This window comes from Longispora sp. NPDC051575, from assembly GCF_040681875.1.
Classification (GTDB): Bacteria; Actinomycetota; Actinomycetes; order Mycobacteriales; family Micromonosporaceae; genus Longispora.
In genome coordinates this window covers 140,972-151,057 of record NZ_JBFAZP010000002.1, presented here as the reverse complement: position 1 = coordinate 151,057, position 10,086 = coordinate 140,972, and the positions used below count along the sequence as shown (strand labels likewise).

The window sequence follows — 10,086 nt, the reverse complement described above, 5'->3', positions numbered from 1 at the left end:
ATGGACGAGGACTACACCGTCGAGCCGATCGCGATCGTGGGGATGGCGGCCCGGGTGCCGGGCGCCGGGGACACGGCGACGTTCTGGCGGAACCTGGTCGACGGGGTCGAGTCGGTCACCCAGTTCACCGAGGCGGAGCAGCTGGCGCGGGGGGCCGCGCCCGACGAGTTGGCGGACCCCGGCTGGGTGTCGGCCGGCCCGGCCCTGGACGCGGCCGACTGCTTCGACGCGCCCCTGTTCGGCTACACCGCGCAGGAGGCGGCGGTCACCGACCCGCAGCACCGGCTGTTCATGGAGCTGGCGCACACCGCGCTGGAGGACTCCGGGCACGACCCGGCCCAGTTCGACGGCACGATCGGGGTGTACGCGGGCGCGGGCGGCAACGGGTACCAGTGGAAGAACCTGATGCACAACGAGCGGGTCCGCACGGCGCTCGGCGGCAGCCTGACCCTGTCCACCGGCAACTCGCCGAACTACGTGGGCACCCTCGTGTCGTACCGGATGAACCTGCGCGGCCCGAGCATGACCGTGCACACCGCGTGCTCGACGTCCCTGGTGACCCTGCACCTGGCGTGCGAGGCGCTCCGCAACGGCGAGTGCGACATGGCCCTGTCCGGCGGCGTCTCCGTCGAGCACCCGTACGCGATCGGCTATGTCGGCGTCGAGGGCTTCATGTCCCCGGACGCGCGGGTCCGCCCGTTCGACGCGGGGGCCAACGGCACCGTGTGGGGCAGCGGCGGCGGCGTGCTGGTCCTCAAGCGGCTCTCGGAGGCGGTGGCCGACGGCGACACGATCCGCGGGGTGGTGCTCGGCAACGCGGTGAACAACGACGGCTCGGACAAGGTCGGCTTCTCCGCACCCAGCGTGATGGGCCAGGCGGAGGTCATCGCGCAGGCCGTGGCGATGGCGGGCGTGGAGCCGCGCACGATCAGCTACGTCGAGGCGCACGGCACCGGCACCGCGATCGGCGACCCGATCGAGGTCGCGGCCCTGTCCACGGCCTACGGCGCGGGCACCACGGACCGGGGCTGGTGCGGCATCGGCTCGGTGAAGTCCAACATCGGCCACCTCAGCCAGGCGGCCGGCGTGATCAGCGTGATCAAGGCCGTCCTGGCCATGGAGCACGGCCTGATCCCGCCGACGATCAACTACGAGCGGCCGAACCCGGCGATCGACTTCGCCGACAGCCCGTTCTACGTGGCCAGCACCCTGACGAAGTGGGAGACGGACGGCGGTCCGCGCCAGGCCGGGGTCAGTTCCTTCGGCATCGGCGGTACGAACGCGCACGTCATCCTCGCGGAGGCCCCGCGGGTGCCGGCCACCCCGGCCGAGCCCAGGGCCCGGCTGCTGCGGCTGTCGGCGCGGACCCCGGAGGCGCTCGCGGCGGCGGCCGGCCGGCTCGCCGACCACCTGACGGCGTTCCCGGACACCGACCTCGCCGACGTCAGCCACACGCTGCGGGTCGGCCGGACGGCCCGGGCGCACCGGGCGACGCTGGTGGCGACGGACCCGGCCGACGCGGTGCGCGGGCTGCGCGACGCCAAGCGGCTGCGCACCGGCGAGGCCCCGGCGAAGACCCCGCCGGTGGCGTTCCTGTTCACCGGCCAGGGTTCGCAGTACGTGGGGATGGGCGCGGAGCTGTACCGGGCCGAGCCGGTGTTCGCCGCCGCCGTGGACGAGTGCGCGGCGCTGCTGCCGGACCTCGACGTGCGCGCGCTGCTGTTCACCGACGAGCGGCTCGGCGAGACCCGGTTCACCCAGCCGGCCCTGTTCGTCCTGGAGTACGCGCTGACCCGGCTCTGGGCGCACTGGGGTGTCCGGCCGGCCGCGATGATCGGCCACTCGATCGGCGAGTACGTGGCCGCGACCCTCGCCGGGGTCTTCGCGCTGCCCGACGCGCTGCGGCTCGTGGCGACCCGGGGCGCGCTCATGCAGTCGATGCCGGCCGGGGCGATGCTGGCCGTGCAGAAGGACGCCGCCGACCTGGCCGACCTGCTGCCCGCCGATGTCACGATCGCGACGGTCAACGCGCCCGGCAGCTGCGTGGTCGCCGGGACGGTGGAGGCCGTCGAGGCGTTCGCCGCCACCCTGAAGTCGGCGAAGATCGGCTCCAAGGCCCTGCGCACCTCGCACGCGTTCCACTCGGCGATGATGGACCCGATCCTCGACGAGTACGCCGCCGCCGTGGCCGCCGTGCCCCGCACCGCGCCGACCGTGCCGTTCCTGTCCAACGTCACCGGGGACTGGATCACCGACGAGCAGGCCTGCGACCCGGCGTACTGGGCCGCGCAGCTCCGCCAGCCGGTCCGGTTCGCCGACTGCGTCGCGACGCTGCTGGCGCGGGGCGAGTACGCCCTCGTGGAGGTGGGCCCGGGCCGCCAGCTGTCCGGCCTGGTCCGGATGCGGCTGCCCAAGGGCTCGGCCGCCCCGCTGACCAGCCTGCCCGGCCCGGGCGACGCGGCGACCGACTCGACGGTGCTGCTCGGCTCCGCCGGTGCGCTGTGGAGCGCCGGGATCGGGGACGGGCCGGATTCGCAGGGCCGGCGGGTGCCGCTGCCGGCGTACCCGTACGAGCGGAAGAAGCACTGGGTCGATCCCGACCCGGTCGACGCGGCCGCCACCCGCCGGCCGGTGAAGCGGGGCCCGCTGCCGCTGGAGGAGTGGTTCGCGGTCCCGACCTGGAAGCAGCTGCCGGCGGCCCCGGGCACCGCGGCCCTGACCAGCTGCGCGCTGTTCGTGGCCGGCCCGCGCGGCGAGGCGCTGCTGGCGGCGCTGCGCGCGGCGGCCGTGGCCGTCACCGAGGTCCGGCCGGGCGACGCGTTCGCCGCCACCGACACCGGGTTCGTGATCCGGCCGGCGGAACGCGCCGACTACGAGGCGCTGGTCGCCGCGCTGGACACCGACGCGTTCGTGCACGCCTACGCCCTCGACGCCGAGCCGGCGGGCACGGACGTCGCCGCCGCCTGGTCGGCCCAGGAGCGGGGCTTCTTCAGCGTCCTGCACCTGACCCAGGCCCTGGCCGGCGCGCAGCGGACCGAGGGCGTCCGGCTGGACCTGCTGTCGGCCGGCACCGCCGACGTGACCGGCGCGGACCTGACCAGCCCGGAGCACGCGACCCTCGACGGCCTCGCCCGGGTCCTGCCGCTGGAACTGCCGGGCCTGACGGTCCGCCGGATCGACGCCGGCCCCGACACCGGCCCCGCGGCCCTGGTGGCGGAGCTGGCCCGGGTGGCCGACCCGGAGGTGGCGCTGCGGTCCGGCCGCCGGTGGGCGCAGGACTACGCCCAGGTCACCCTGCCGGCGGGCGAGTCGGCGGCCGGCCTGCGCGACGGCGGCACCTACCTGATCACGGGCGGCCTCGGCGGGATCGGCATCACCCTCGCCGAGGAGTTCGCGCACCGGGCCCGCGCCCGGCTCGTGCTGCTGTCCCGGTCGGGGCTGCCGCCGCGCGCCGAGTGGGCCGGGCACGTCGCGACGCACGGCGTGACCGACCGCACCGGCCGGGCCATCGCCGCGATCGAGCGGATGGAGCAGCTCGGTTCCGAGGTGCTGGTCGTCGCCGCCGACGTGACCGACCCGGAGTCCCTGCGCCCGCTGCGGGCCGAGCTCGGCCGGCTCGACGGCATCGTGCACGCCGCCGGTCTGGCCGGTGGCGGCATGGCCGAGATCAAGGACCACGACACCGCCAGGGGGGTACTGGCGCCCAAGCTCGCCGGCACCCTCGCGCTCGCCGCCGCGTTCGGCGACGCGCCGCTGGACTTCGTCGTGCTGTGCTCGTCGGTGACCTCGGTGTCCGGCGGCTTCGGCCAGGTCGACTACTGCGCCGCGAACGCCTTCCTCGACGCGTACGCGCGCAGCGGCCTGGGCTTCGACGCCCGGGTGCTGTCCCAGAACTGGGGCGGTTGGGCCGAGGTCGGGATGGCCGCCGAGACCGCCGCGCCGGCCGGCTTCCGGGCCGGGGTACGCAGCGCCTTCGCCGAGCGGGTCTCCGCCGGTACGCACTGGCTGCTCGACGAGCACCGGATCGGCGGCGTGCCCGTGGTCCCCGGCACCGGGCACCTGGAGTACGCCCGGACCGCCCTGTCCACCGTGGAGCGGCCGGGCCCGGAGCACGTGGTGGAACTGCGCGACGTGGCGTTCCTGGAGCCGATGGGGGTGCCCGACGGCACGGCCTCGGAGTACCGGGTCGAGCTGGACGGGGACGAGTTCCGGGTGGTCGGGCGCCGCGACGGCCGGGACACGGCGCACGTCACCGGTACCGGCGGCTGGGTCCTGGCCCCGGCCGCGCCGCTCGACGTGGCCGGCATCAGGGCCCGTACCCGTCAGGTCCCCACCCCCGAGGGCGACCGGGTCAGCCTGCTCTCCTTCGGCCCGCGCTGGGACAGCCTCCGCGAGGTGTACACCGGCCCGGACGAGGAACTCGCGCTGATCGAGGCCCCGGAGGCGGCCCTGGCCGACCTGGACCGCTGGGTGCTGCACCCGGCGCTGCTCGACGTGGCCACCGCGTTCGGCAGCCGGGGGGAGGGGTCCTACCTGCCCCTCGGCTACGGCACGGTGACGGTGCACGCGCCGCTGCCGGCCCGGTTCCTGAGCCACCTGAAGTACGCCGACCAGGGCGCGGGGGAGATCCTCGCCGCCGACGTGACCCTCGCGGACCTCGACGGCCGGGTCCTGGTGTCCATCACGGACTTCGTGCTGCGCCGGGTCGACGGGGCGGCGGTGACGGGCAACCTCGCGGCCTCCGCCGACGCGCCGGCACCGGGCGCACCGGCGGCCGGCGTGCCGGTGTCGACGGGCGGCCCGGCCGGTGACTCCGGCACGTCGGCGACGGCGACGGGTGCGCGTGCCGCCGGGACGTCGGCGGGCACCTGGGGGATCCGTCCGGTCGACGGCGCGGAGGCGTTCTGCCGCACCCTGGCCACCGACCTCGGCCCGCAGGTCGTGATCCACCAGGCGACGGTGGCCGACCTGATCGCCGGCACCCGCGAGGTCACCACCGACACGGTCGAGGAGGGCGGGGCCGGCGACGCGGGCGGCCGGGCCGTCTCCTCGGAGGGCGGCGCGCCGACCACGGAGCTGGAGGGTCAGGTCGCCCAGGTCTGGCGGGACGTCCTGGGCCTGGAGCACGTCGGGGTCGACGACGACTTCTTCGACCTGGGCGGCAACTCGCTGGTCGCGGTGCAGCTGATCTCGTACCTGCGCAAGGCCGTCAACGTCCGGCTGCCCATGCGGGAGCTGTTCGAGGCGCCCACCGTGGCGGGTTTGTCGGTCGTCATCGAGAGGATCCGCGCGGAGAAGTCCGCGCCCGAGGCGCCGACCACGATTCCCCGGCTCGCCCGGGGCTGACGGGTTCGGCACCGGGGGCCGGGTCGTCCAGCGCGCACTGGACGGCTCGGCCCCCGGCCTGTTTGGGCGGGTAACTTGTGCCACCCAAAGGGGACATGTCAGATGTGTCCCGCGTCACGGCCACAGTACTGGAAAGATTGTTTATCTTTTCCGGACGCTGGGATAGCGTGATCTTGCGCGCGCGTCTCACCACTGTCGACAGTCCACATCGGACCACCACTCTGGGAGCGAACAAGATGAAGGCCATCACCACCGTCCGCCGGATCGCCGCCGCCGTGGGTTCCGCCGCCGTCGTCTCGGCGGCCCTGATCGCGGCCCCCACCGCCGCGCAGGCCACCCCCACCTGCACCGCCACCTACGCGGACATCGACCTGCCCAACCGCGCCGCCTACTGGAGCGTCACCTGCACGACGGCCGCGCGGGTCTACGTGGACGCGCAGCTATGGTACGACAACACGACGCTGGTCAACCTGCCGGACGCCGGGGCCCGACAGCTCGCCGCCAACGAGACCTGGACCGTGTACACCCAGGACGCCACGCACACGGGCGCGGCCTGGCACGGCGTGCTGCACATCGTCCAGGAGTACCCGAGCGGGCCGCCCGCGGTGCTCGCGCACGTCGTCAAGTAGTACCCGCGCCGGGCGGGAGGGGTGCACCCTTCCCGCCCGGTCCCGCCCCGGCGCGAGCGGGGCCGTCCGCCGACCCGGTGCGACCGACCGCCCAGCTCGAAGCAGGGCCGGCCGGTCACGGGCGGTAGAGCCGCCGGGCCAGAGCGAGGTCGACCTCCCCGTCCCCGGGCAACGGCAGGAAGTACCGCAGCTGCCACGCCTGGGTGGCCCCGGCCTGCCGGCTCGTCGTCGCGACCCACGGCGGGTACACCCGGATCGCGCGCTTCCCGCCCACCCCGTCCCGGGACACCACACCCCGGTCGACGAATACCGCGCGGGGAAACACGAACTGCCCGCGCCCGCCGCCGGCGCCCACCACGAACAGGTCCACCGCGTCCCCGGTGTCGAAGGGCCGGATGGGCCCGGCCGCGGACCGCCGCCACAGGGTGACGAACTGGCCGACCTTCGTCGGGGTCGTCCGCGCCACCCGGAACACGACGGTCGACCCGTCGAGCGTGAAGGTGTGTGCCCCGTACTCCGCGCTCTCCGGCTCCGGCGCCGGCCGCGAACAGGGGAAACCGCACGGGTCGTAGACGAGGGCCCGCGCCGCGAGCAGGTCGCTGTGCGTGCCGCCGGGCCACGGGTCGGAATCGGGCTGCGGGTCCACCGTACCTCCGTGATGCGTTCCGGGTGTCGACCGCGATCCTCCACGGTTCCGCAGGTCGGCCGACGGCGCCCCGGGGTCTCCCGCCCGGTCCGCGTCCTGTACGTGGCGCGCCCCGGCCCGGCAAGGGTCTGACAAGGGTGCCGACCACCGAGGCAACTCTTAAGAAACCTTGCTGTTCTGTGCTACAAGAGACTTCGATCTATATCTATAGAGGAGTGTCACGGTGAAACGTTTCCTCGCACTAGCTCTCGCACTGGGGGCGGTCCCGGTCGCGGCCTGGGCCGCGCCCGGTGCGGCGGTCCCGGCCCCGGTGCCCGTCGCCCAACCCAGTTCCCAGGTCCGCGCGGTCCAGGCCGCCGACCGCGCCGTGGCCAGTGGCCTGGACTCCCTGGCCGCGGGGAGCAAGGACCGCTACGAACGCGGGATGATCACCCCCTGGATCAACGACCTGTACTCGGTCGCCTACGAGCGCACCTACCGCGGTCTGCCCGTCGTCGGCGGCGACGCTGTCGTGCTCGCCGACGGCCAGGGCCGGGTCCGGGTGACCAACGCGGCGTCCAAGAGCCCGATCGGCGTGTCCACCGTCCCGACGGTCACGGCCCGCGCGGCCGAGGCGACCTCGCGGACGAAGCTCGCGTCGGTGACCAAGGTCGACTCGCACCGCCTCGTCGTGTACAGCCTCGGCGACGTCACGCCCCGGCTCGCGTGGGAGACCGTCCTCAGTGGGCGAACCGCCACCGCGCCGAGCCGCCTGCACGTGTTCGTCGACGCGGCCAACGGCTCCGTCCTCGGCCAGCAGGACGACGTGCGGGCCGGCACCGCCAACAGCCAGTGGAACGGTCCGAACCTCGCGATCGACACCACCCAGTCCGGCTCGAACTACACGACGGCCGACCCGGTCCGGCCGGGCGTCGTGTGTCAGGACTACGCCACCAAGCAGGTGTTCTCGAAGACCACGGACACCTGGGGCAACGGGCAGGCCACGTCCAAGGAGACCGGCTGCGCCGACGTGCTGTGGTCGACCAAGCAGCAGTGGGACATGCTGAAGAACTGGCTCGGCCGTACGGGCATCAACACCCAGGGCCGGGGCGTGCCGGTGCAGGTGGGCCTGGCCCAGGTCAACGCGTACTGGACCGGCGACCACATCGAGATCGGGCGCAACAACGCCAACCAGTGGATCTCCTCGATGGACGTGGTGGGCCACGAGCACGGCCACGCGCTCGACCAGTACACCCCGGGCGGGGCGGGCCAGGAGGCCGGGCTCGGCGAGGGTACCGGTGACATCTTCGGCGCGCTGACCGAGGCGTACGCCAACGAGTCCGCGCCCTACGACGACCCGGACTACCTGGTCGGCGAGAAGATCAACCTGGTCGGCAACGGGCCGATCCGCAACATGTACAACCCCTCGCTGGTCAGCAACGACCCCAACTGCTACTCGTCGGCCATCCCGAGCACCGAGGTGCACAAGGCCGCCGGTCCGCTGAACCACTGGTTCTACCTGCTCGCCGAGGGCAACGCCCCCGGTGGCGGCAAGCCGAACAGCCCGATCTGCGCCGGCGGACCCGCGTCGGTGACCGGTGCCGGCATCCAGAACGCCGGCAAGGTGTTCTACGGCGCGATGCTGCTGAAGACCTCGGGCATGACGTACAAGAAGTACCGGATCGCGACCCTGCAGTCCGCCAAGACCCTCGACCCGACCTGCGTCCTGTTCAACAAGACCAAGGCCGCGTGGGACGCGATCACGCTGCCGGCCCAGCCGGGTGAGACCACCTGCACGGCCACGCCGGCGAACGACTTCTCCCTGTCGCTCAGCCCGGCCAGCGGCAGCGGGCAGGCCGGCGCGACCCTCACCAGCACGGTGGGCGTCCAGCTGGTCAGCGGCAACAACCACAACGTCAACCTGTCCGTGGCCGGGGCCCCGGCCAACACCACCGTCACCGTCACCCCGACGGTGCCGACCGGCGGCACGGGCACCCTGTCCGTGGTGACGACGGGTGCGACCGCGCCCGGGACGTACCCGCTCACGGTCACCGGCGTCGGCGCCACCACGCACACCGTGGTGTACAACCTGACCGTCACGGCCGCGCCGAACAACGACTTCTCGGTGTCGGTCAGCCCGAACTCGGGCACCACCCAGGCCGGCGGCACGCTCACCACGACGGTGCGCACCGCGACCACCTCCGGCAACCCGCAGACGGTCACCCTGTCCGGCCGGGGTCTGCCGGACGGCGTCTCGGTGACGTTCGACCCGCCGACCGTCACGTCCGGCGGCACCTCGACGGCCACGATCACCACGGCGGCCAACGCGGCGGCCGGGACGAGCACCTTCGCGGTGGCCGGGGTCGCGGACTCCGGCACCCGGACCGACGGCTACACGATCACGGTGACGACCGAACCGACCGGGGACGACTTCCTGGTCTCGGTCAACCCGAACGCCGGCACCACCGAGGCGGGCGGCAAGCTGACCACCACGGTCACCACGACCACCACGGCCGGCAACCCGCAGACGGTGACCCTGTCCGCCCAGGGCCTGCCGCAGGGCGTGGTGGCGGTGTTCGACCCGCCGACCGTCACCTCGGGCGGCACGTCGACGCTGACCCTGATCACGACGACCGACACCCCGCCGGGTTCGGCGACGTTCGCGGTCGTCGGCGTGGCCAACTCGGGCACCCGGACCGACGGGTACACGATCACGGTCACCGGCACGACCCCGGGTGACGACTTCTCGGTGGCCCTGAGCCCGGACAGCGGTTCGGTCCAGGCCGGGCAGTCGACGTCCTCGACGGTCGGCACGGCCACCACGTCCGGCAACCCGCAGCTGCTGACGTTCAGCGTGGCGGGCGCGCCGACCGGCGTCTCGGCGACGGTCTCCCCGTCCTCGGTGACCTCGGGCGCCTCGGCGACGCTGACCCTGGCGACCACGTCCGGCGCGGTGCCGGGCACCTACCCGATCACCGTGACCGCGACCGCGCCGAGCGGTGCGCACTCGGTGACCTACACCCTGACCGTGACCGGTACCAGCGGTTGCGGCGGCGTCGAGGCCTGGAGCTCCGGCCGGTCCTACACCCCGGGTGACCGGGTGTCGCACAACGGGCACCTGTGGAACTCGGTCTGGTGGTCCACCGGCGCCGAGCCCGGCGCGCCGCAGTCCTGGGCCGTCTGGAACGACGGCGGGGCCTGCTGATCCCAGTGGTCCGTCTGCTCCCGTGACGGACCACTGACCACCCGGGTCCGTCCCGGCGGGGCCGTGCGACCGGTGCCCGCCGGGATGGACCCTCCACAGCGCCGCCGCGTCCCCGCCACGGGACGCGGCGGCGCTGCCGTGTGCGCGAACGGCGCCGTCCGAGCACCTCCTGCGCGGAGCGTGCTCTTTCGCTGCGTGTTTTCCGGCGGGCACGGTCCCCTCAGGACCGCCCCGGGACCGCATCGGGGCCTTTGGCGGGACATTCCCGCGAAACCCATTCG

The 10,086-nt window shown here is 73.9% G+C and carries 4 protein-coding genes; 3 read left to right on the top strand and 1 reads right to left on the bottom strand.

Annotation, left to right across the window (positions count from 1 at the left end; all coding sequences use genetic code 11):
* Both AB0M43_RS04605 and AB0M43_RS04600 read left to right on the top strand, forming a co-directional pair.
* On the top strand, window positions 1-5,346 hold the full coding sequence (locus tag AB0M43_RS04605) for an SDR family NAD(P)-dependent oxidoreductase (RefSeq protein ID WP_363721165.1): 5,346 nt from the start codon (window positions 1-3) through the stop codon (window positions 5,344-5,346).
* Between the two features lie 236 nt (window positions 5,347-5,582).
* Entirely contained in the window at window positions 5,583-5,975 is a 393-nt protein-coding gene (locus tag AB0M43_RS04600; RefSeq protein WP_363721163.1) for a hypothetical protein, read from the top strand.
* Between the two features lie 115 nt (window positions 5,976-6,090).
* Here AB0M43_RS04600 and AB0M43_RS04595 read toward each other — a convergent pair whose 3' ends face one another.
* On the bottom strand, window positions 6,091-6,621 hold the full coding sequence (locus tag AB0M43_RS04595) for a MepB family protein (protein ID WP_363721161.1): 531 nt from the start codon (window positions 6,619-6,621) through the stop codon (window positions 6,091-6,093).
* Between the two features lie 223 nt (window positions 6,622-6,844).
* On the opposite strand from AB0M43_RS04595, the gene AB0M43_RS04590 reads away from it, so the two are divergent.
* Entirely contained in the window at window positions 6,845-9,805 is a 2,961-nt protein-coding gene (locus AB0M43_RS04590; RefSeq protein ID WP_363721159.1) for a M4 family metallopeptidase, read from the top strand.
* The last annotated feature ends 281 nt before the right edge of the window (window positions 9,806-10,086 follow it).